This window comes from Enterococcus sp. DIV1421a (assembly GCF_051711025.1).
Lineage (GTDB): Bacteria > Bacillota > Bacilli > Lactobacillales > Enterococcaceae > Enterococcus_B > Enterococcus_B hirae.
On record NZ_JBIOLU010000001.1, the window covers coordinates 1881660 to 1905458 of the forward strand.

Here is a 23799-nt window from a genome sequence, read left to right on the forward strand (position 1 = left end):
AAAATAAACAAATTCAAATTAAAACGAAGATATATTCATTACTCCCGATCATTCAAATTATTTATACGCTACTGTTATTTGTTTTATTTAAGTCTTTTGTTTTATGAAATTTGAAAAACCACTTAAATTTATGTTCTATCTGTTTAAAATAAAAACTAGAAAAATCCTAGTACTAACAAAACAGTTTTATCATAAATTAAGTGGTTTTTCTCTCTGAATTACTTTAAGTTTTCATTCTCCTGTGCTATTTCATCTGGCGAATAAACTTTCATTAATCTTTTTATTTCATTTTCAATATTGTAAATGAGCGATTTAGAACTTCCTAAATTTTTTAAAGCTAAAATTAAGTAATTAAAAAATCTTTTTCTGACAATTTTCTCACCTCCAAATAAGTTAACTTATTTTAGATAATATGATCGACAATATATATTTTTATATTCCCATCCCATTAAATCTTACATAATCTGAATCATATCCCCATCTTAGACTAGCTTCAGTCGCAGTCATCAAATCATTGTCATGCAAATCATATTTCTTTTCTGATATATTAATCTCCTCTTATACACTATATAGCTTATAAATAATGATAGACCTTATAGTCTATAAAATCCACTAAGTGTTTATTTAGAGTGTACCCTAAATAGACACTGACATATCATTGAAAAATCTAGTTGTCACTTTTCTATTTAAATGGCAAAAATTTTTCTCAGTATTTGTCACACAAAAATTCGAAAAATATTCTATAGCTTTATAGAAGGGCCAACAACTTTTAAGGTTTTGATCCTGTTTTAATTCCTCATTTCAGCGTTCTTTCAATAGTTCATTTAATTAAGTTCAGATAGATATAAAATTAGATCTCAATAGGGTATACTCCAGGAATGGAAGAATATGAAAATCAAGTAGCAAAATATTTGAGAAAAGTAGGAAATTATGCGCGTTATTGTGTGACACTCGATTTTCGAGGGAATGAATTAATTCCCAGAAGAATACAAATGAGATTAGTTTTAACAATGATTTTTTATTGCCATTATGCTTTCAAAACAACTGTTTATGATATAATTATCAAATTTTTCTAAAAATCATTTATAATTATTTTAGAAAGAGAAGGTATTGATTTATGAGAAAAAAATTATTTAGTTTAGCTCTTATTGGAACATTTGGGTTAGCTGTGACAAATTTTGGTACAAAAGTTGATGCAGCTACGCGTTCATATGGTAATGTTGTTTATTGTAATAATAGTAAATGCTGGGTTAACTGGGAAGAAGCTAAAGAAAATATTGCAGGAATCATTATTAGTGGCTGGGCTTCTGGTTTGGCAGGTATGGGACATTAATACTATGAAAAGTAATAAATCTATCAACAAAGTTCTAGAATTAACTGAAACAGCATTAGCCACCCCGGAAATTAAAAAAGATAAAAATCTATGTGAAATTTTAGAAAAAGTAAAAGCTAGTGCTGCTAAAGGTGAATTTTATTATGATTACAAGAAAGAATTTCAACCTGCAATTAGTGGATTCACTATTAGAAACGGCTTTTCCACACCAAAAGTTTTATTGGAGTTACTTGCTGAAGTAAAAACTCCCAAAGCATGGTCGGGACTTTGAGTTATGATAAGTGCCATTCTATTTTTTATAAAAGTATCTAATTGAGTTTTAAGGAACATATGGAATATAGAAATTAAAATGTTACAATATATTTGGAAGGAACAGAAAGAAAAATAGTTCTTTCTGTTCACCAATCATTCTAGGGTTTCTTTTCACCAATATTGTTTGACAAAGAAAAGAGCCGAAAATTTTACTAGCTTTGATGTTTTTAAATAAACCTATCGATCCAATTCCAATAATTATAAAGATCTCACTTTTTATATTTCTTAATCCACAAAATTAAGCTGACTGCTAATACTAATATACCAAGAAGTATGAATATATTTGACTTATGACTACCTGTTCTAGGTAGGAATTTTTTAATAATATTATCCTTATTGACTTTATTATTCTCTTTATTGATCAATGTGCTTTTTTTATCAACCTTATGAGTGTTTGTAATCACGATATTCCCCATATTTTTCTCATTTACTTGGCTCGTGTAGCCATCTACTTTTCCAACTTCTTTTACTGTAAACGTAACTGTTTGACCTTCAGATTTTTCCGATAGGTTATTCCACGTTGTAGTCCAACTATTATTTTCACTCAACTTCACAACGTTTCCAAATTCTTTTCCATTGGCATACAATTGGACTTTGATACTATTTGGACGTAGACCGTCTTGGTTATTATTATCGTTCCATGTTTTTGTTACACTTACACTGGTTTTTCCAGGGGTGTAACTGTTGGTGATATCGAATCCTTTGATTTCTGTATTGTACTCTGGCACTTGGTTTTCCGTCACCGTATAGGTGATTTCTTGTCCATTTTCGTATTTTGGTAAGTTAGTAAACTCATACTTCCAACCGTCGGTTTCACTTACTTCTTTGCTTTGTACTTGCTTCCCATTTGCCAGTAAGTTCACCGTAATATTTTTTGGTCGTTTTCCATCTTGGTCTTCATTGTCATTCCATGTTTTTTGACCAGATACTTCTGTCGTTTCCGGATTATGCGTGTTCGTGATTTTCACATTTCCTAAATCACTCTCGTCTACTTGACTCGTGTAACCTGGCACTTGGTCTACTTCTTTTACTGTATAGGCAATGGTTTGTCCCTTCGCTTTTTCGGCTAGATCATTCCATGTATGGTTCCATTGATTTCCTTCTGTCAACTCAATTGGTGATCCTTTGGCTTCTCCATTGGCATACAATTGGACTTTGATACTATTTGGACGTAGACCATCTTGGTTATTATTATCGTTCCATGTTTTTGTTACACTTACACTGGTTTTTCCAGGGGTGTAACTGTTGGTGATATCGAATCCTTTGATTTCTGTATTGTACTCTGGCACTTGGTTTTCCGTCACCGTATAGGTGATTTCTTGTCCATTTTCGTATTTTGGTAAGTTGGTAAACTCATACTTCCAACCGTCGGTTTCACTTACTTCTTTGCTTTGTACTTGCTTCCCATTTGCCAGTAAGTTCACCGTAATATTTTTTGGTCGTTTTCCATCTTGGTCTTCATTGTCATTCCATGTTTTTTGACCAGATACTTCTGTCGTTTCCGGATTATGCGTATTCGTGATTTTCACATTTCCTAAATCACTCTCGTCTACTTGACTCGTGTAACCTGGCACTTGGTCTACTTCTTTTACTGTATAGGCAATGGTTTGTCCCTTCGCTTTTTCGGCTAGATCATTCCATGTATGGTTCCATTGATTTCCTTCTGTCAACTCAATTGGTGATCCTTTGGCTTCTCCATTGGCATACAATTGGACTTTGATACTATTTGGACGTAGACCATCTTGGTTATTATTATCGTTCCATGTTTTTGTTACACTTACACTGGTTTTTCCAGGGGTGTAACTGTTGGTGATATCGAATCCTTTGATTTCTGTATTGTACTCTGGCACTTGGTTTTCCGTCACCGTATAGGTGATTTCTTGTCCATTTTCGTATTTTGGTAAGTTGGTAAACTCATACTTCCAACCGTCGGTTTCACTTACTTCTTTGCTTTGTACTTGCTTCCCATTTGCCAGTAAGTTCACCGTAATATTTTTTGGTCGTTTTCCATCTTGGTCTTCATTGTCATTCCATGTTTTTTGACCAGATACTTCTGTCGTTTCCGGATTATGCGTATTCGTGATTTTCACATTTCCTAAATCACTCTCGTCTACTTGACTCGTGTAACCTGGCACTTGGTCTACTTCTTTTACTGTATAGGCAATGGTTTGTCCCTTCGCTTTTTCGGCTAGATCATTCCATGTATGGTTCCATTGATTTCCTTCTGTCAACTCAATTGGTGATCCTTTGGCTTCTCCATTGGCATACAATTGGACTTTGATACTATTTGGACGTAGACCATCTTGGTTATTATTATCGTTCCATGTTTTTGTTACACTTACACTGGTTTTTCCAGGGGTGTAACTGTTGGTGATATCGAATCCTTTGATTTCTGTATTGTACTCTGGCACTTGGTTTTCCGTCACCGTATAGGTGATTTCTTGTCCATTTTCGTATTTTGGTAAGTTGGTAAACTCATACTTCCAACCGTCGGTTTCACTTACTTCTTTGCTTTGTACTTGCTTCCCATTTGCCAGTAAGTTCACCGTAATATTTTTTGGTCGTTTTCCATCTTGGTCTTCATTGTCATTCCATGTTTTTTGACCAGATACTTCTGTCGTTTCCGGATTATGCGTATTCGTGATTTTCACATTTCCTAAATCACTCTCGTCTACTTGACTCGTGTAACCTGGCACTTGGTCTACTTCTTTTACTGTATAGGCAATGGTTTGTCCCTTCGCTTTTTCGGCTAGATCATTCCATGTATGGTTCCATTGATTTCCTTCTGTCAACTCAATTGGTGATCCTTTGGCTTCTCCATTGGCATACAATTGGACTTTGATACTATTTGGACGTAGACCATCTTGGTTATTATTATCGTTCCATGTTTTTGTTACACTTACACTGGTTTTTCCAGGGGTGTAACTGTTGGTGATATCGAATCCTTTGATTTCTGTATTGTACTCTGGCACTTGGTTTTCCGTCACCGTATAGGTGATTTCTTGTCCATTTTCGTATTTTGGTAAGTTAGTAAACTCATACTTCCAACCGTCGGTTTCACTTACTTCTTTGCTTTGTACTTGCTTCCCATTTGCCAGTAAGTTCACCGTAATATTTTTTGGTCGTTTTCCATCTTGGTCTTCATTGTCATTCCATGTTTTTTGACCAGATACTTCTGTCGTTTCCGGATTATGCGTGTTCGTGATTTTCACATTTCCTAAATCACTCTCGTCTACTTGACTCGTGTAACCTGGCACTTGGTCTACTTCTTTTACTGTATAGGCAATGGTTTGTCCCTTCGCTTTTTCGGCTAGATCATTCCATGTATGGTTCCATTGATTTCCTTCTGTCAACTCAATTGGTGATCCTTTGGCTTCTCCATTGGCATACAATTGGACTTTGATACTATTTGGACGTAGACCATCTTGGTTATTATTATCGTTCCATGTTTTTGTTACACTTACACTGGTTTTTCCAGGGGTGTAACTGTTGGTGATATCGAATCCTTTGATTTCTGTATTGTACTCTGGCACTTGGTTTTCCGTCAACGTATAGGTGATTTCTTGTCCATTTTCGTATTTTGGTAAGTTAATAAACTCATACTTCCAACCGTCGGTTTCACTTACTTCTTTGCTTTGTACTTGCTTCCCATTTGCCAGTAAGTTCACCGTAATATTTTTTGGTCGTTTTCCATCTTGATCTTCATTGTCATTCCATGTTTTTGTTCCTGTGATATTAACTTGTTCAATATTTTGATTAGTTACTGTAAGCCCATTTTCTATTTTTTTATATCCATTCGGAACAAAATCATTTCCGTTCTGATCAACTTCTTTGACACTATATTTATATTCATTACCATAATCATCATATTGATCTAAATCATTCCATGTAAATGAATCTTGTCCATCTTTAATTTCTCCTAGATTTATGTTTGAAATCTCTTCTAGTTTATTATCCGTCGATATTGCGCGGAATAATTTAAAATAAATAGTTGGTCGAGGTAATTCCCCACCTTCCCATTTTTTCGTTGCTGTAACATTTATTTTTTTCTTTTCATTAGTTATATTTAATTCGATCCCTTTAGTATCTGTCTCACTAATCGAAAATTTTATTTCAGGTGTATTTAATGGATCGAAATGAATCCATTCTGGTGCACTTATTTCTTTTACAGCATATTCACCTACTGCTAAACCTTTAATTACTGCAACTCCTTGTTCATTTGTTTTTAAAGTGACACTATCTTTTCCTTGAATAAGCTGCCCATCTACTCTTCTTAACTCAAATTGAACATTTGGAATCCCAATATCTGTCCCTTGAATATTTTTCACAAGTTTTAATTCGCCTTTGACTGTTCCAGTAATTCCGCCTGAAATATTTATATTTTTCACTGAATGATTAAAAGCTTCGCCTTCAACGGCTGGTTGATTGTACTCTTTAAACCAAGCTGTAGAATTATTAACAAAGGACTCTTGATTATCATTAGTAATAATCGTCTTATATGCAATTCTAAAAGTTGTTAGATTTACTATATTGGCAGGTAAGATGACAGTAATAGTATTATCATCTACTGAATAGTTGAATGTTGATCCTGGATATTCCGTTAAAAATTTAGCGACTCCTTCTGTGCCTCTGTAATTCTTTGAATAACCATTCATTTCTGTTGTGATTTCAAAAGTATCTGGATCAAGTCTTTGCCCTCGTTGAATTTCATCTATTATATATACCTCTTTTTCTACATATGCTTTATTATTATTAATATTCAAAAACCAACGAACATGTTGTGTATCTTCTGGAAGCATATCACCGGTTTTATAATAAAATACACTGCTATTACCTGAAGCTGGTTTGGTTACAGACACTTCCGCATTCTTATTACCACTACTTATTGTCAAATCACCTGTATTTTCTTGACTGGTATTAGTTAAGTTTCTTGCTAGCATCTCAAATTGAGCCCAACCTTCTACATCATTCAAATTGCGTATATTCTCATTGAAAACAATTGTAGCATTATCATTTTTTACGTAAATTGTTCCAACATTTTTACCTTGAATAAGTAAATCAATGTTTTTATTATATCCTGTTCCAAAAATTTCCCCATTACTATTCCAACTTACCCTGATATAATCCTGTGGTTTAATGTCTATAGATTTTTCGTCAAATTCTAGTCTAACAGTAAAATTCTCACCATCTCTTACATTTTTAGGATCAACACTTAAAGAGGTAACATTACTACTGACATCTCTACCCTCTTCTGCATATACAAATTGCGGAAGAAGAGAAGAAAAATTGGATAACAAAAATAAAGTCAATACTAGTAGATTATTCAATTTTTTCATTCTTAATTCTCCTAACTATATAATTGGCATACCTGAAAAGAATCACGTTAAAAACGTAACATAAAACAAACATAGCTATCTCTAGTTTTAACAAGACAAGCAAATTATACCTGATTTGTATAATATAGCAAAATATTTTATTTATAGTCAACATTGGATAAAACTGAACATATATATAGGTATAATTATGTAACACGAAATTAAAATTTGTTATTTTTAAATTATTTTATACTTAATATTAATAATATATTTTATATTATGAAAGTTATTTCGCCACCCCATCATTTTATTTTCGTACGTTATATATATCAATGGCATACCTAAAAATATTAGATTTAAAAAATATTCCTGTACTTATATATAACACCAATTAAATTTTATAATTAAATACATAGATTTCAGTAGATTTTGATAGTAAAACATGTATATTGATGATTTAGGATTTTCTCCTTCAACTGTACTTGCTTCCAAGAATATTTTTCATAAGTCTCTCCATTTTTTTATCTTAAAATATTCGTGTTCTTATATTCTCATGGTAATATTCGTAGTTTGATTTGTTACATCGAGTGAACTTAACCTTCCAAAAATCCTTTCTCTGCGTATGAGTCGATTTCATATTGGGGATCGACAGTTGTGCCTAATTTCGTGATGAAAGATTCACTGAAGTTTCTACATGATTATCCTCACCTTACCAACTAGTGTGTAATTTCGGCTCTATACTTTTTGCTGTTGGTGGATTCCACTGACATCTTTTTTATTGATAAAAAATAGAAAAGACACCTTGAATCCTCCTTTAGAATTGATTTGGCATAACCATTCATAAGGAGGATTCAAGATGTCTCAGACTCAGCTTATCAAAGATACTCTAAATATTCTAGACCTAAATATCCACTTTGAGGAAAATTGCTTAACGAAAGAAAAGTACAAAGGCCAAATTTGCATGATTTATCGTGGGATACTTCGCTATTCACCTGAAAAATGTGTTCATTGCCACTGTGTCGTCCCACTAGAGGCGACGACACAAAGACTTGGTGCAGAAAAAATCTTTATCGAGAAACAATCTGGAGCAACAATTACTCAACGACCGATTTTCCAGGAAGCTTTAGAGTTTGTCCGTGAACAAGATATTTTTATTGTCGAAACCATCGATCGATTAGGCAGAAATTATGACGAAATCATTGACTCAGTCAATTACCTCAAAAAGAAAAATGTACAACTAATAATCACTAGTTTACCAATCATGGCTGAAGCAATCGGAGATCTTCTCCTAGATAAGTTCATCAAAGATTTAATCATTCAGATTCTAGCTATGATTGCAGAGCAGGAACGTACAGTGTTTAAACGACACCAGGCACAAGGAATTAAGATTGCTAAAGCGAAGGGAGTTTACAGTGGACGCCCTAAGCTATATAGTGTGGACGCAAAAGATCCCCAACGTCGTCTTGTTTATAAAAACATCGTTGAGGATCTTAAAAAAGGTGTTGCAATTGCTAAGATTGCGAAAGACTACAATGTTACGAGACAAACAGTTTATAGAATAAAAAATGAAATGTCTACTTGTATTCGAAATAACTATGATTAATATTTTTCTTTTTCAAATTTAGAAATATAATTACTACTTGTGTATCTATATTTTTTCAATATTGTTCAATATATTTTGAATTTGGTCTACAGACATATTTTCAATTTTTCTTAATATCTCTAATACTACATCTTCAAGAGCATCATTCCATGAAATGATTTCATGATTAATAAAATTTTTTGCTTCTTTTTTTAATCCATAATTATAAAAATATGCTTTATCTGTAAATGCATCTTTTCCACCTTCTAATATATTAATAACATGATTAACAACTGATCGATCAGCCATATATCCGCTACTCATTGGCCAACCATGTTCATTATCTGAATCCATAACAATAACTTGTTCTGCTCCACTATTCATCACAATAGTAGAATTATGAGAGGCTAAAATTACTTGTCGCTTAAGTTTCATTGTTTTCAAATCATCTACAAGATTTTTATAAATATATTGATTATCTAAATTGTCTTCAGGTTGATCAACAATAAATGGAGAATTATCATTTGTAAATTCGCTAAAAGTTAACACAAATGAAAGTATAGCAACAACTTTTTGGCCCATTGAAAGTTGGGTTATGTTTTTAAAGATAGATTTTGAATCTTTTATATATTCACGATTGTTAATATTAAATTCAAGTTCAAATAAATCACTATTTTCTAGAAAATTTTTTAAATAAACTTGCAAGTAATTTACTGCAGATTTTTTCATTAATAACTCTCTAACTTCTTTTAAAAATTGAATTTTATCATTTTTATTTTCGACAATTCTTTTCATATTATCTACAGTATAAATTTTTAGTTCTTCAAAATAATTTATGGGATCTGCATATTGTAAAATTGTTTCATAATTTTTTTCCCAAAAATTACGACATACTTCAATACCATCAGACATTTGGATAGTTAAGGCTTCTAAATAAGCAGTTAAATTTTCATAAGTAATCGCATAATTATTAAAGTATCTATCACTTGTATAGATACTAATTCCTAATGTAGAATACCAATTTATTGGGAATTCGATTAGCTTTTTTTGTCTAAAATTTATTCTTAATTTTTTCGAATTCTCTTGATTATAATTTTCAAGAACTTGATAAATACGCTTCATTCTTTTTTCTAACAATTCGGGAATATTATTGTAGTTTGAAACAACTCCTTCAATCCCCTCTTTAAATTCAAAACGATAATATTTTCTTTTTATTTTTTTAAATTCATATATTGTTGATTGTATAAATTGTGTCAAATAAGATTCATTACTTGATATATTTACTAATTCATTTATAGTAAATTTTCTAGTAAATAAGTCATCTAGTATTTTTTTAGTTCATTTCAATTCAGTAGTTTTCTTTCCGTCATAAGTAAATACTTGGATTCTGTCCTTTATAGCACGTTTCCTTCTATCAGTTTCAGATTCATCATTCTTTTTTATTACTTTCCAAGATTTTTCTTCAAAGTAATTATTTATAAAAATATCATTATTTATATCATCACTAGAAAACAAAAATATATAATAATCTACTCCATTAAAATGATACACAACACAACAAGTCCCTTGATTTAAAATATTTGTTAAAATATTCTTATTCTCAAAAATTTGAGACGTTAAATAACCGATAGTATTTAAAATTGTGCTTTTACCCGTTCCACGACCACCAATTATCGCATTAAAATTGGGAGAAAAGTTTAAAATCATGTGTTGGTCTGCTTCTCCTTTTAGAAATCCATTTCCTTCTATATATACTGCTTTAATATATCTAGAAGGATCAGTAATTTTTTCATAAGATACCGATAGATTAAAATCTTTTAGTGCGGCTTCAATAGAATTAAAGTTCATTTTATTTCCTTTAATATAAAAAAAATTAGTCCTTAATCCATTAATATCATGAGAATCATTATCGATGATAAAATTGAAGTTTTTTTTCGTAAAAGCTCGGATTCTATTTATCGTATTGCTAATTTGATCAGTATTAGTCACACCAATAATTTTAAATAAATTAGAATTAAATAATTCTTTTTTATATGCCCCACTTAAAAATTCAGGTTTGAAAATTTGTGAAGTATTTATGTGAGCAATATAACCAATGATTCCTAATTTTTTAAATGTTTCAAATACATCAAAAGTCGTTCTAATAGTTCCTTCAGAAGGAGATATAATATTTTTATTCATCCATTTATTGAATTTATTCAGCTGTTCTTGATTATTTTGATTTAAAATACCAACTACATGATTTTTGTCAGAACATGAGATTTCAATACCTAGTTCAATTCTTGGTTTTACTTCATAGTCAGGTCGTTCTTTTCTTAAAATATAAATTGCTCGTTGAAGCTTTTTAAAACCTTTAGTAGAGTTATGATCACAAACTAAGCATACTTCAATTTTTTCTTTTAAAATTATATGCCCCTGAATTAAAAATGCTAATAATTCATTTTCACTATTAAAGTAATCATCATCCATGTACTTTTTAATATCAGTTATCAAGTGATCTTCAAATAATAAGCCTACATATTTAGCAATTTTAATTAATTCTTTAGAAGTAAATTCTCGCCATGAGTTTTTATTCTTTTCTTTGGCCTTCTTAATGTCTAATTTTATTTGTGTATCAATATCTATTAACTTATAGTCATGAGATTCAGGAGTATGCACATGAAAAACAGTTTTTCTAAATTTGCCTGAGTAATTAGAATTTTTAATATTTTTATTAATTAAATTAGCTATATAATCAGATCTATTTGTTTTCATTTGTTCATCTCCACTTTTAGTAATTCTTCAATCTTATTCATATAATACCATGACCTGAAACATAACAATATCTATATTTGTGCTCTATATTTTAGTACTATTCAAAAATTTTTAGCAAATAAGGAGAAATTAATTTATTAAAAATACAGCTTTATAGACAAAAAATTTTCCAATTAAAAATATGCCAAATAAAATTAAAATTTAATGCCATTTAAAAAGAAACGTGACAGTAGGGCAAAATTTTGAAAATTGAAGAAATGAAAAAGTTCGGCGCAGAAAAAATTTTCATCGAGAAACAATCTGGAGCAACAATTACTCATCGACCGATTTTCCAAGAAGCTTTAGACTTTGTCCGTGAACAAGATATTTTTATTGTAGAAGCCATTGATCGTTTAGGAAGGAATTATGATGAGATCATTGCGTCTGTTAATTATCTAAAAAAGAAAAATGTACAACTCATCATTACAAGTTTACCAATCATGGCTGAAGCAATTGATAATCTTTTATTAGACAAATTCATTAAAGATTTAATCATTCAAGTTTTGGCCATGATTGCCAAACAGAAACGTACAGAATCTAAACGACGCCAGGTTGCTAAAGCGAATGGTGTCTACAAGGGACGTCCTAAGTTATACGGTGCAGACACAAAAAATCCTCAACGTCACTTAGTTTATAAAAGCATCGTTCAGGATCTTGAGAATGGAGTCGCTATTTCTAAAATTTCAAAAGATTACAATGTTACCAGACAAACCGTCTACAGAATAAGAAACGAATTCAATTTATGAATTTTTTTCGTCATCTTTTTTCCATGTCAATATTTTTTGTACTTTTATAAATAAGTCAGGATTATTTATGATTACTAATACTAATCTATCTTTTGTTCTAGTTAAAGCTTCAAATATGCAACTATCTTCATTATACGGATAGTAAAATTGGTCAGCATATCTTGAAACAAGCTTGCTATCTTCATCGTAATAAAAATAGTTATCTAAAGGTACTAGCACATTATCGTATTCTTCACCAATAACTGAATGAGCTGTTTGAGATCCCCAGTACACCTTTTCTCTTTTCTTTACAGACGTTGATTTTGTAGTATAATCAGTTACTTCAATGGATACAAAATTTTCATTTTCAACTAAACTTCTTATATAATTTTCTGCCATTTGCTTGGTAGAAAAATATTCTGCTGTTACTTTAGAATATTCATATTTTTGGACTCTTTTAGCTTTTAAGTCTAGAAATTTTTGTATAAATGAGTTCATTGCTGGATCTGTTCGAATTTTTTCTTTTAATTTTTTCGTTTCAACATTTTTATCTTCAGATAATCGTTTTTGAATATTGCGTTTTTTTTCATGAGAAGCTAATGTTTGATTATGGTCGGTAGAAAAAATAAGTCTAGGTTTTTGTAACCCAAAAATGGCAATAAAAGTTTCCTCCCATAGACGCTGTGCTTCATCTATCAACACAACATCATAGTCTTCTAACTCAGGAATTTTAACGTCCTTAATAGGTTTAATATCAATATTTAATATAGTTGACAACTCTTCACAATTATATTTATTGCCTGAGAATATAATTATTACTTTCTTATTTTCACTCACATATTTTCTTGCAAGGTCAAAGAGCAACATTGTTTTTCCAGTTCCAGGTCCACCTTTAATTTGAAAAACTCTATTTTGACTACTTAAAATTTCAGTACGTATAGAAAATTGTTCATTAGTCAAAAAGTATTTATGTTCCTTAAACAATTCAGGTTGTGAATACGGAGAAATAATTAAGTGAGAAAAATTTATCTGCTCAATTTCAAGTTCATTGATATAATCATCAGGTATCATGCTAGCCAACGTCTCAGACGAAATCTCTTCTAGCTTACTATCTTCTGTTAATAAATACAATTTGTTTTCAGTGGTTACATAAGTACAGCAAACTATCTTTTTATTTAAAGTACTTAATACAAATTTATGTCGTACCAACTGATTTTTGATTTGGTCTAATCCTTTAGCAGGTAATTGGCTCTTCAATTCTATATTTAATACCTTATCAAGGCTAAACCTTAAAATATCGAATTGTTCTCTTATACCTGTTTGAATTGTATAGTTAAAATAATAGCCTTTGGACTGTTCTATATTTAATGAATTTAAAAGGTTTTTATTGCTTAATAAGCTGAAAAAATCATTTACTTCTTCTTTAGATATACTACTTTTTTCAGAATTATTTATTAATTTCAAAAAAGAATCTCTAAAATCTGGATTTTTAGAATTATACATTGAAATAAATGAATCTAACGTGCACGAATGACTCATTGCCAAACTCCTTCTTCTAAATGATTTCTCCCCCAATGTGTATGTTACCCTAAATTCACTAATAATTCTATTCTACTTTTAATATTGCTCAATTTAATTGTCCATTATAGAACCAAATATATATGTGCTAAATAAAAAGCCAACAAGGTATACTCTGTTGGGCTTTAAAATCAGATTTCTATTTCCTGAGTTAGTAATTTATTTTTTGTTCTTTTTTCATAAAGCACATTTTTCTCTATGAATTCACTTAAAGAACGTATTTCAATCAAATTTTACACTTCCTTTAAGAATTGTTGTGCTAATTATAACACGATACTTTGAATCCAATGATTTAATCTAAATCTACAAATGTTAGAAATATCATAATAAAGTCTTTATGATTGACTTTTACTAATTCAAATAGCTCGATATTCAACATAATATTTTTTGTTGAATCAAAAACAGATACTTAATTTAATTTCATGTCACTCCTCAGTCTTCCATTTTTCTATCATATAAGTTATACTGTAAATAAATAAGGAGCTATGCACTAACATAGCTCCGTTGTAGCCCGTTTAAGACGTTGGCTCAGATTATATAAGTTTTGTAAACCTGTCATCTCTCGCCAAAGATTATGACGGGTTTACTTTTTGTTGTTTTTGCTTATTGTCACCATTAAGGCAACTAAAGCAATGACAAATGATCCAAACTGAACCATTAATCCGATTGCTTCAGCAACAGACAAAAAACGCTACTCCCTTCTACGAAGTAGGAAAATGCACATAAGCATCACCCCCTGAGTAGCCACCGTCATAAACTTACTACGCAAATAGTATAGCATACTTCTTTTAGTAATAAACATTCTAATTATAAACTATAATTGATTTTTCTTTTCCTGTGATAGGAAATATTTTTTTGGTACATTGTCTTCGAGAACGTCCGATAATAAAGACACGTTCTCTACTTTGTGCGACATAATTTTTGCTGTTAAACAATTGTCATTCCATGTCGTCCCCCAATTCATCCAAGGTTCGTATAATTGTCTCGAACGTAGCTCCTCTTTCATGGTTGAGCAATCCTTTAACATTTTCAAGTAATAGATAGCGTGTTCTGAGAATAGATGCGAACCTTGCAATTTCAAAGAAGAGAGTTCCCCGAATATCTTCGAAGCCTTTCCGTTTTCCTGCAATCGAGAAAGCCTGACGCGGAAATCCTCCACAGGTAACATCGACACTTCCAATTGATCGAATAAACCATATGATACTGTTGTGATGTCATCCATTTCCACCTCTCCTTCAGTGTTATGAATTGCCTTATAACTCTCTCTCTCCTTCGCATCGATTTCGCAAAACCCGACACATTTATGAGCTGCTTTCTCTAACCCCAAACGAAATCCACCCACACCTGCAAATAAATCTAAAAAGGGCTCTATACTTTTTGATGTTGGTGAAATTCACCAACATCTTTTTAACCAAATAAAAAGAACAGAAAGAAGTTTTTCTTCTTTCTGCCCAAATTATTCTAAGATTTCTCTTTACCAACATCATTTGACAAAGAGCCTCTCTTTTAAACTATTTTTTATTTATGAGACAAGCGCTGGTTCATAAATTTTTGAAGAAGTTTCAAAAATGGCTTCTATAGTAGTTAAATCATATACATCCGTATATTTCGCAACCACTTTCCCACATTTTTCTAATATTTCTTCATGATCACTTTCTTGGTATTTTTCCACACATAACACGATACAATTTTCTAATTTATTAATGACTTCACCTACTACTACATGCTTTAAACCGATTGGCTTACACGCATATTTTTGTCCCAAAATGATTTCTTCGTTATTCATATCTCATCCACCTTTAATCGTTCTAACATTTTATAAAATGATAATAACATTAAAATTAGATTATGAAAACCGAAAACCATTATAATTTTAGAAAAAAATCAAAAGAACGACTATTTCGAGCGTTCTTTTGATTTCACTTGTTAAAGTTATTGAATTTTTTAAGAAATAACATCTAAAGGCACGATATCAATAAGCATTTCTACGTATTTCTCAAGATATTCTTGATCAATATGATCATACCCGCCTGTTACACCACAATCAATATCTAGAACGCCAATCAGATGTCCTTCTTTGATCATGGGCACAACGATTTCAGATTGAGCTGCAGAATCACAAGAAATATAGTTTTCATGTTTCTTGACGTCATCAACGATCAATGTAGTTTTTGTTTGTGCTGACTCACCACAAACCCCTTTTCCCATTGTGATCCTAGTACAAGAAACACGACCTTGAAATGGACCTAAAATCAATTCTTCGCCATTATATAGGTAATAACCTGCAAAAACTGTTTCTGGTAATGTCTCGTTCAACAGAGCAGAAGAATTCGCTAAATTTGCTAGCCAATGATCTTCCGCCTCTAATAATCCTTTTTGCTGTAATAATAAAATTTGATAGGCATCTTCTTTTTGCTTTTCTGTCCACAACATCTCAACCACTCCTTCTATGAAAAAATTATAGCTTAGAAATGATTTGCTGACTAGTCATTGAGAAAAAACTGACCTTACTAGACAGAAAGACGGGAAAAGAACATCCTTCAAATATAAAATACTTTCATTATTAATTTTTAGCACGGACTCATTAGAAAATTATTCTGCTTGCTGGATCTCTTGTTCCAAGTTTGCATAATCTATTGTCGTTCCAATAAACGTTGGATCATCGCTGGGAAAATGTTGAACAAGCGTTTCGATTTTACTGATTTCGACAGTGCCTTTTGTTAGCTCAAAATCAATGACATGCCCTCCGAATTGTTTAGCTTCATCGATATAGTGCAAATGAAATCCAGCAGCTGCTACTCCTTGAAACAGTTCTGGCGTATAAAATCCAACTAACGTTCCTTGACTATTTGTTTCATGAAATTCAGGTTGAGACTCTGATATTTTTGCTAATCTTCGGTAAGGCTTTTCTTGTTTTGGCATAATACGTGTGTGGACTGTTTTAAACAGCCCAGTAATTTTTATCGCTAAGAATAAGTTGTTTCCTGCTTGACTGGCTAAAATTGATTGTTTTAATTCTTCGCCTTTTGTTTGATTTTCGACTTCAAACCGTCCATCTGCAATGAATGGGGTGATTGCTGCATAAGGAGTGGTTTCTTTTCCTGTCAGCTTAACAACTACTCCATCGGAACGCCCTTGATAAGCTTCGCCATCCAAGAAGATGACTTCCCCATCTAACCCATGTAGCGTTCCCAAACCTAAAGTCCCGTGTTTGAGTATCTGTTCAATCGTCTCAGTACCATCCATTAGTCCTGCCATCAATGCTCCTAGTGTTCCATGTTGAAAAAGTATTCTTTCACTCATCTTAGCATCTCCTTAATAGAATTGATCTGGTAAAATCGTTTCACCAAGTTTTTCATTGTCACGGTAGTCGATTGGAATATCGATGATAACTGGACCTTGCGTTTTAAATCCTTCTTCTATTGCTTGTTCCAACTCAGCGACAGAGGTCACACGAAGCCCCTTAGCACCAAAAGCTTCTGCATATTTTACAAAATCAACCGGGCCAAAATCCACACCGGAAGCTCGTTGATATTTCATGATTTCTTGAAATTCTACCATATTGTAACGGCCATCGTTCCAAATCAAATGAATGATTTTCAAATTTTTACGAACAGCTGTTTCTAGATCTTGAGCAGAAAATAAGAAACCACCATCACCAGATACCGAAATGATTTGTGTCTTAGGACGTACTAATGCAGCAGAGATTGCCCATGGTAAAGCAACGCCTAGTGTCTGCATCCCATTGCTAAATAATAGATGTCTTGCTTCATAACTTCTAAAATGACGTGCCATCCAAATGTAGTGACTACCTACATCTACAGTAACAGTCATCTCATCTGTCACTTTATTTTGGAGTGTATTAATGACTTCTAGAGGATGTAAAATTCCTTCGCGGTCTTTTGTTGGCACAATATCACGCTCAGTTAATTTATTTTGCAAAAAGGCTAAGTATTCTTTCGCATCACGTGACACTTGATGCGGTGTTAAAGAATCCGTCAACAGATCCAATGTTTCAGAGATATCCCCGATTAATTCTCTTTCTGGCTGCATGTAAGAATCAATCTCAGCTGGTGTTTCATCAATAACGATTACTCGAGCATCTTTTTCAGCATTCCAGTTTCTTGCTTCATATTCGATTGGATCATACCCAATCGCAATCACTAGATCACTTCGTTTCAATAACATATCTCCTGGTTGATTTCTAAACAAACCGACTCTGCCAAAAAAATAGTTTTCTAATTTTCTAGAAATCACACCAGCGGCTTGGAAAGTTTCCACCACCGGCAAGCCTGTTTTTTCTACTAATCTACGGATCGCTGCTGTTTCTTTTTTACTTGAACCTCGCATCCCGATTAATAAAACAGGTAATTTCGCTTCTTGAATACGTTCCGCTAAATAATCGATATCGCCAGCAGAAGCAGAACCTAATTGTGGATCTTTTAGAGGTTTGATGACTTCATTTTTTACAGTCGCATCTACCACATCTTGTGGGATACTAATAAAGCTTGCTCCTTTTTTCGAACTTTTAGCCATTCGATAAGCATTGGCAATCACTTCTGAAATTGTTTCTGGATCTTGAATTTCTGCACTATATTTAGTGATTGGCTGAAATAAAGCAGCATTGTCCATGCTTTGATGAGTTAATTTAAGTAGATCGCTTCGTTTGACTTGTCCTGCAATTGCAAGAACCGGATCACCTTCAGCCGTAGCGGTCACTAGCCCAGTTGCTAAATTACTAGCTCCAGGACCACTAGTAGCAATGACGACACCTGGCTCGCCTGTGATCCGTCCAATTGCTTGAGCCATAAAAGCGGCATTTTGTTCATGTCTCGTAACGATTAATTCTGGTCCTTGATCTTCTAACTCATTAAACACCCCATCGATTTTTGCTCCTGGAATCCCAAAAACATATTCGACTTGGTGATTTGCTAAACTTTCTACTACAGCTCTAGAGCCTTGTTTCATTTCATCATCCATTACAATATTACTCCCTTTTCATTAAACATTCTCTCGAAAAACGCTTTTTATTAGTACAGTTTTACAAACTGTTTCACAAAAAGAGTGTAACACAAATTTTTTCATTTGTGTAGTAATATGAAAAATAAGCTGTAGTTTCAGAAAAATTCATGAAACTACAGCTTATTTGATTAGCGATACGATTTTCCCCAAATAGCTAACCCAAGCAATCTCTCATCGATTTGCGCAACTTCAGGCAGTAGCCCCCATAAACAATAACCATTTTTTTCAAATAAACGTTGACTCGCATGATTACTATCGAAGATAAAGGCTAGCACGGTCTCAATACCTAAGCCAGGGAGCTGTTTTTCTACAAAGTCCATAGCATACTGCCCAATACCTCTATGTTGATAGGTCTCATCAATATAAATACTGATTTCTACCGTTTGATCATATGCTGGTCGTCCATAAAAATCACTCAAACTGATCCAGCCAATGATTACTCCTGCTTCTTGCATGATCCATAGTGGGCGTTTCTTAGGATCATGGGCTTCAAACCATGCCAATTTATCCTCGATAGTTACGGGCGTTACATCGGCAGTTGATTGTTTCGTTAAAATCGATTGATTGTAAATCTCCACAATGCGAGGTAAATCTTCTTTAGCTGCTATAGAATAACGGATCATATAGTACACACCTTTTTTTGTTTAAAAACTATTATACCAGTTCAAATTTTTAAGACAAGAATCTACTGATAGGATCACTAATCAAAACAAACACGTTTTTTAGCAAATGATAGTTTTTACTTATTTTTATTACGTTTGTATTGATGAATGATTTTTAACGCTCTTTTTTTCGTTTTGATATTGGGGCTCTTTAGCCGACGATAAGCACTCGCTAAGTCTTGTTTTTCCATTGCTTTCTCCCTTTTTCAAGTCTATTTTTATCAAATAAACCGTTCACGAACTCAAATAGTAATGATTACGATTTATACAAACAATATAACTTCACCCAAAAAATTTGTCAATAAAAAATAAAATGAAATAACGATTATTTTATAATGTAAACAGCAAACAAAGATGGTATTATAAAGTAACAAAAAATTATCAAGGTGAGAAAATGAATAACACTCAATTAACGCTATATATATCCCTGGTCAAATTCCTCGGACAAGCTTTAGGGGAAAACTATGAAGTGGTTCTTCATCATCTGGAAGAAGGTCATTTTCATATCGCTGCCATTGAAAACAATCATATAAGTGGACGAGATATCCATTCTCCTGTTACTGGTTTCGCTTTAGAAATGGTGCGCTCAAAGGAATATCTTAAACAAGATTATTTAGTCAACTATGATGCACAAACAATCAACGGGAAAAAATTAAGAGGTGCCACTTTTTTTATACGCAATGATCAGCAGAAGATAGTCGGATTACTTTGCATTAATCAAGATATCAGCAAATATCAGTCACTCTCAAAGGAGATACTCGCATTAGCTGGCTTATCAACAGAAAAACAACCACTTGCAGTGTTTGATACAAATCACCTCCCCGAATCCGTTGAGATCTTGGAAGAAACCATTGAAGGGATTATCTACTCTATCGTCCCCTCCGATCTCTTGGACAAACAGACTCCTTTAAATAAAGAGTTGAAAATTAAAATCATTCGCCAATTAAATGAAAAAGGAATCTTCCAAATCAAAGGCGCTGTTTCACAAGTGGCTAAGATTCTCAACATATCAGATCCCAGCGTTTATCGTTACCTGAAGATTGCTGAAGGAGAAAAGTAAAGAGATTGCGAAAGCATCGGTTACCTCCAATGACAATAAGCAAGCATTTTTTAACAGCTTCTCAGACACGATGGGCTTTGAAACTAAAGACGGCACTCCTCTTCACTAAGGCGTGCCGTCTTATTTCTTGGTTGTTTCACTTTTGAAACAGGCGAAAGCTATAGTAAAAACGATCTAATCAGCGAGTTGGTATCAACTCATTACCTAAATATCATTTGATCACTAATTGAACACATAACTTTTCCCATTGTCTATTACTCTTCTTCATTTTTTTTATTCAATGGTGCCAAAAACGCTTGTTTATCAAATGTTCCTTCCCACTTATCTACCATAATCGCAGAAACCATTGAGCCTGCGACGTTCAACATGGTACGTCCCATATCAACAATCGGATCGATACCAAATATCGCTCCAATACTTGTGATCGTGTGTCCAAACCCTAAGCCATTAAGAGTAACTGTCGCCGCAACTGTCGCCGTACCAGGCACACCAGCAATTCCGATGGATCCTACCGTAACGACAACGACCACCAAGAAATAAAAGGATAGATCCATTTCCGCGCCAACAGCTGATCCCATTAAAACACCAAGCATAGCAGGGAATACACCAGCACATCCATTCATACCAATCGAAGTTCCTAAAGTAGCAACAAAATTTGCCGTTTCTTGAGACACACCTAGATCTTCTTCCAGATTTTTCAAAGTATAAGGTAAAGTTCCTACACTTGAACGGGAAGAAAAAGCAAACAATAGTGTCGTAAATGCTTTTTTGTAAAAAACAATTGGATTCACACCCATGAATAGTAATAAAATGACATAAACGATCAACATCAAAAGAACACCAGTATATAGAGCTGCAATAAATCCGATCATTCCCATAATTGCTTGAATCCCTCTAGAAATAATTGTATTACTTACTAAGGCAACAACCCCATACGGCATCAACTTGATCACGTTAGTTAAAACGGAAATGACGGTTACTTTTAATGAGTCCAACAACGTAACAAAAGGTGCCACTTGATCCGGTTTTTTGACTTGTAAGAAGCGAATAGCTCCAGCAAACATAGCCGCTATGATCACAACCGATACAATACTCCCATTATCCCCCATCACACTAACTATATTGTTAGGTATCAGTTTCAAGAAAAATTCCGGGAAACTTTGCGAAGCAATATTACTAATACTTTCTGCTTTGTCTGCTGCCAAGTCTCCAGCAAACTCTGCACCGTTAAGCCGATAGAGTTTGACAACCGCAATCCCCAATGCCGCAGAGATAGCTGTAGTCCCTAGTAATGTTGCAAAAGTTTTTCCCGTCAAATATTTTAACCGTTCTCCTTTGACATCAATCACTACTTTGATAATCGATAAGAACACGACAGGAATAGCTAGCAACTGGATCATCTTCAAGAATCCTGAACCAACTAAGGCATACCAGGCATTGATTTCCGTTCGAGCAAATTCGGTATAAATTTCGCTATCGGAACCAATCAAATCAATGACAACCCCTAAAAGCAAACCAAGAATAAGAGCATAAATCATTCGTTTTGAGAAATTAATCCGTTTGTCTTTGAGGTACTTCATTACCCCAAGGGAGAGAATCAGCAAAGCGATTCCTCCCGCAGTATAATAATTACTTACTTTCAGAAATTGAGTAAAAAAAGGTGCATCGATCAATTTATTCATCCCCTTTATTTTGCAGTATTTGCTACAACATTTAGTGCTTCCCACGTAGAAGAAAAAGGTGGTGCATAAGCAAAATCAACAAATCCTAATTCTTCAGTCGTCATTTGAGCGTGTATCGCAACAGCTAAGCCAGTCGCACGAAGAACTGTTTCATTTTTCCCGAATAGTTGGGCACCATACAACACTTTTGTTTGTCGGTCATAAACCAGTTTGATCATGATTTTTTCTTGAGTTCCATAATAATTCGAGTGATTCATTGTCTCAATACAAGTCGTTTTGATATCTAATCCTTTTTCTCTTGCCATTTTTTCAGTGATACCAGTCGCTGCTGCCTCGTACTCTCCTACTTTGATCGCACTACTGCCTAATGTCCCTGAATATTCCTGCATCTGTACACCGCTAAGATTGACCCCAACGATCCGTCCCATTTTATTCGCTGTAGTCGCTAAAGGAAGGTAAATATCCCCTAAGATTCGATGGGGAATCGAAGCACAGTCACCTGCCGCAAATACATCTTTTTGAGACGTTCTCCCGTATGTATCGATTTTAATTGCACCATTTCCTAACAATTCCAATTGATCATTCAAAAAGCTGGTATTAGGAACAAATCCAGCAGCAACGATCACCGCATCCGCCTGATAACTTCCTCTATTCGTTTTGACAGCTACCACTTGTTCATGTTTTTTTTCGATCTCTAGAACAGACTCCTCCAAGGAAACCCTTACATTTTCTTCTTCAATAGCTTCTTTAATTTTAGTAGAAAATTCCGGATCAAATGAACGATTCATCAAGTGAGGAGCCATCTCGATCAAATGAATATTTTTTCCTGCTTTCGTTAACTGATCAGCTACTTCAATGCCAATAAATCCACCACCCAGGATGACAATATTTTGATAATTTGATAATTCTTGCTGTAGTCGTTTGACTTCATTAAGTTTTGTAATCGTATATACATCACTGGAATCAATACCAGCAATGTTAGGAACAAACGGCTTTGCACCGACAGCCAGCATCAGACGATCATAAGTTTCATGACTTACTTCATTTGTACTTAAATTTTTTACAGCTAACGTTTTAGTGGCAAATTCGATTGATTCTACTCGATGGCGCAACAATAATTTAATTCCTAAACGTTCGATTTGTTCAGGCGTTCGAGCAAACATCTCTTGTTCATCATTAAATTCTTCACCTAAATAATAAGGAAGCCCACAAGCGCCGAAAGAGATATAATCCTCTTGTTCAATCACGATGATTTCTGCATCTGGATTGACTCTCTTTGCTTTGGCCGCTGCGCTCATTCCTGCAGCAATTCCACCAATGATTATTATTTTCATTCTTTCTTCCTCTTTTCTTATGCTTTAGATAAAACCCATTCGATTTCTATTAAAGCATCTTTTGGTAAGGCAACGACTTGAAAAGCTGATCGTGCTGGGAAACGTTCACCAAAGTGTTCTGCGTACACTTGATTAAATGCTTCAAAATGATTCATATCAGTTAGAAAACAAGTCGTTTTAACCACTTGATTCATGGTCAAGTCTAGCTCCTCCAACACTTGTGATATATTGATCATGATTTGGTTCGTTTGTGCTTTAATCTCTTCAGAAACGATTTCACCAGTGGTTGGATCGATTGGTAACTGTCCAGAAACAAAGATTAAGTCTCCCGCCACGCGGTATTTTTCATACGGTAATTTGTTGCTACTCATTCTTTTCCTCCTTTAATAATTTTTTATCAT

Annotated in this window: 19 protein-coding genes and 2 pseudogenes; 6 read left to right on the top strand and 15 right to left on the bottom strand. The window is 33.4% G+C overall.

Annotation, left to right across the window (positions count from 1 at the left end; all coding sequences use genetic code 11):
• Positions 1-878: 878 nt before the first annotated feature.
• The 3 genes from IGK21_RS08505 to IGK21_RS08515 all read left to right on the top strand — a co-directional run bounded on the left by IGK21_RS08505 (position 879) and on the right by IGK21_RS08515 (position 1604).
• On the top strand, positions 879-1076 hold the full coding sequence (locus IGK21_RS08505) for a hypothetical protein (RefSeq protein ID WP_438719224.1): 198 nt from the start codon (positions 879-881) through the stop codon (positions 1074-1076).
• A gap of 92 nt (positions 1077-1168) precedes the next feature.
• Positions 1169-1333, top strand: coding sequence for a leucocin A/sakacin P family class II bacteriocin (locus IGK21_RS08510; RefSeq protein ID WP_207432557.1), 165 nt, complete (start codon positions 1169-1171; stop codon positions 1331-1333).
• A gap of 4 nt (positions 1334-1337) precedes the next feature.
• The gene (locus tag IGK21_RS08515) at positions 1338-1604 is read left to right on the top strand and encodes a bacteriocin immunity protein (protein WP_207432527.1); all 267 of its coding nucleotides are present in this window, start codon (positions 1338-1340) and stop codon (positions 1602-1604) included.
• A 250-nt stretch (positions 1605-1854) separates the two neighbouring features.
• Here the strand turns inward: IGK21_RS08515 and IGK21_RS08520 are convergent, their stop codons facing one another.
• Entirely contained in the window at positions 1855-6981 is a 5127-nt protein-coding gene (locus IGK21_RS08520) for a Cna B-type domain-containing protein (RefSeq protein ID WP_438719226.1), read from the bottom strand.
• A gap of 835 nt (positions 6982-7816) precedes the next feature.
• Here IGK21_RS08520 and IGK21_RS08525 point away from each other — a divergent pair.
• Complete coding sequence (locus IGK21_RS08525) at positions 7817-8563, top strand: recombinase family protein (protein WP_258925202.1); 747 nt, start codon at positions 7817-7819, stop codon at positions 8561-8563.
• A gap of 45 nt (positions 8564-8608) precedes the next feature.
• Here the strand turns inward: IGK21_RS08525 and IGK21_RS08530 are convergent, their stop codons facing one another.
• Both IGK21_RS08530 and IGK21_RS08535 read right to left on the bottom strand, forming a co-directional pair.
• On the bottom strand, positions 8609-9799 hold the full coding sequence (locus tag IGK21_RS08530) for a hypothetical protein (protein ID WP_181918604.1): 1191 nt from the start codon (positions 9797-9799) through the stop codon (positions 8609-8611).
• Positions 9800-9880: 81 nt separating this feature from the next.
• Positions 9881-11296 (bottom strand): ATP-binding protein, encoded by a 1416-nt coding sequence (locus IGK21_RS08535; RefSeq protein WP_181918605.1) that lies wholly within the window; start codon positions 11294-11296, stop codon positions 9881-9883.
• Between the two features lie 242 nt (positions 11297-11538).
• Between IGK21_RS08535 and IGK21_RS08540 the strand changes: the two genes are divergently transcribed.
• A complete protein-coding gene (locus IGK21_RS08540) occupies positions 11539-12081 on the top strand; it encodes a recombinase family protein (protein WP_220381023.1) in 543 nt (180 codons plus the stop codon).
• Here IGK21_RS08540 and IGK21_RS08545 read toward each other — a convergent pair.
• The 9 genes and pseudogenes from IGK21_RS08545 to IGK21_RS08585 all read right to left on the bottom strand — a co-directional run bounded on the left by IGK21_RS08545 (position 12076) and on the right by IGK21_RS08585 (position 19513).
• Entirely contained in the window at positions 12076-13599 is a 1524-nt protein-coding gene (locus IGK21_RS08545; RefSeq protein ID WP_181918606.1) for a DNA/RNA helicase domain-containing protein, read from the bottom strand. The genes IGK21_RS08540 and IGK21_RS08545 overlap by 6 nt on opposite strands.
• A gap of 622 nt (positions 13600-14221) precedes the next feature.
• Positions 14222-14360: pseudogene (locus IGK21_RS08550) on the bottom strand (putative holin-like toxin).
• 108 nt (positions 14361-14468) lie between these two features.
• Positions 14469-15010: pseudogene (locus tag IGK21_RS08555) on the bottom strand (DNA cytosine methyltransferase); the annotation flags it as partial.
• A gap of 150 nt (positions 15011-15160) precedes the next feature.
• Positions 15161-15424 carry a hypothetical protein gene (locus IGK21_RS08560; RefSeq protein WP_010718428.1) on the bottom strand — a complete coding sequence of 88 codons (264 nt, stop codon included), beginning with the start codon at positions 15422-15424 and terminating at the stop codon, positions 15161-15163.
• A 158-nt stretch (positions 15425-15582) separates the two neighbouring features.
• On the bottom strand, positions 15583-16068 hold the full coding sequence (locus tag IGK21_RS08565; protein WP_025480112.1) for a GAF domain-containing protein: 486 nt from the start codon (positions 16066-16068) through the stop codon (positions 15583-15585).
• A 162-nt stretch (positions 16069-16230) separates the two neighbouring features.
• Positions 16231-16941 carry an acetolactate decarboxylase gene (gene budA / locus IGK21_RS08570; protein ID WP_034700785.1) on the bottom strand — a complete coding sequence of 237 codons (711 nt, stop codon included), beginning with the start codon at positions 16939-16941 and terminating at the stop codon, positions 16231-16233.
• 12 nt (positions 16942-16953) lie between these two features.
• On the bottom strand, positions 16954-18618 hold the full coding sequence (alsS, locus tag IGK21_RS08575) for an acetolactate synthase AlsS (protein WP_034700787.1): 1665 nt from the start codon (positions 18616-18618) through the stop codon (positions 16954-16956).
• Between the two features lie 170 nt (positions 18619-18788).
• A complete protein-coding gene (locus tag IGK21_RS08580; RefSeq protein WP_034700789.1) occupies positions 18789-19283 on the bottom strand; it encodes a GNAT family N-acetyltransferase in 495 nt (164 codons plus the stop codon).
• A 116-nt stretch (positions 19284-19399) separates the two neighbouring features.
• Positions 19400-19513 carry a putative metal homeostasis protein gene (locus IGK21_RS08585; RefSeq protein WP_010718433.1) on the bottom strand — a complete coding sequence of 38 codons (114 nt, stop codon included), beginning with the start codon at positions 19511-19513 and terminating at the stop codon, positions 19400-19402.
• Positions 19514-19716: 203 nt separating this feature from the next.
• Here IGK21_RS08585 and IGK21_RS08590 point away from each other — a divergent pair, with 203 nt between their 5' ends.
• Complete coding sequence (locus IGK21_RS08590) at positions 19717-20382, top strand: helix-turn-helix transcriptional regulator (protein WP_034700791.1); 666 nt, start codon at positions 19717-19719, stop codon at positions 20380-20382.
• Between the two features lie 254 nt (positions 20383-20636).
• On the opposite strand, the gene IGK21_RS08595 is transcribed toward IGK21_RS08590, so the two are convergent.
• Genes IGK21_RS08595 through IGK21_RS08605 form a run of 3 tightly spaced genes read right to left on the bottom strand, consistent with a single transcriptional unit; the run spans position 20637 to position 23769 of the window.
• The gene (locus IGK21_RS08595; protein ID WP_034700793.1) at positions 20637-22055 is read right to left on the bottom strand and encodes a cation:dicarboxylate symporter family transporter; all 1419 of its coding nucleotides are present in this window, start codon (positions 22053-22055) and stop codon (positions 20637-20639) included.
• Between the two features lie 14 nt (positions 22056-22069).
• Positions 22070-23398: a CoA-disulfide reductase gene (locus IGK21_RS08600; protein WP_034700795.1), complete on the bottom strand. Its 1329-nt coding sequence runs from the start codon at positions 23396-23398 to the stop codon at positions 22070-22072.
• A 17-nt stretch (positions 23399-23415) separates the two neighbouring features.
• Positions 23416-23769 (bottom strand): Rid family detoxifying hydrolase, encoded by a 354-nt coding sequence (locus tag IGK21_RS08605; protein ID WP_010718437.1) that lies wholly within the window; start codon positions 23767-23769, stop codon positions 23416-23418.
• Positions 23770-23799: the final 30 nt, after the last annotated feature.